This window comes from Psychrobacter sp. 1Y4 (assembly GCF_051847555.1).
Map to the genome: position 1 here is coordinate 1 of NZ_JBPYDE010000891.1, position 579 is coordinate 579.

At 44.4% G+C, this 579-nt stretch carries 1 protein-coding gene; it reads right to left on the bottom strand.

Annotated elements, in window-relative coordinates; genetic code table 11:
- On the bottom strand, window positions 1-579 hold a 579-nt coding region (locus tag ACS8FC_RS19440), incomplete at both ends, for a MaoC family dehydratase (protein WP_439297995.1).

Genomic DNA, 579 nt, shown 5'->3' on the forward strand with positions numbered 1-579 from the left:
AAGCATCAGGCAAGTCACCCATTAAAGCAAGGCACTTAGCCTTTGACCACATACCGTGTGCAATCGCTTTAGGAAAACCAAACGCGCGTGCTGATAGTGGATGCAAATGAATCAGATTAAAGTCACCTGAAACAAAAGCATAACGGCGACCGATATCTTCTGGTACTTCAAAAATACTATGTACGTCTTTTTTACCTACTTCTGGCTTCACAGCAACTGGACGCGGTGTGCTTTTTTTATCTTTGCTGCTGGCCGTTTTTTTGCTGCGTGATAGGTAAGTTGACGTCCCTTCCCAAATCACTTTGTCCTCTGCCTTTACCGTGGTGACAAAGTCAAATTGCTGACCTTGAGCATGGTCACGCAAGTTATCAAAAGTGACCGACATGGATACCGTTTCGCGCTCACCGATAGGACGATGCTGCGTGACGCTATTGTCTACGTGTACCAGACCCAACATCGCAAATGGAAACGGCTCTTTGACCATCATATTCATCTGTAGAGTCTGTGATAATACTGAAAAGTACGTCGCTGGAACTTTACCATTATCAGCAAAGCCACAAATTTTACGATAGTCGTTTA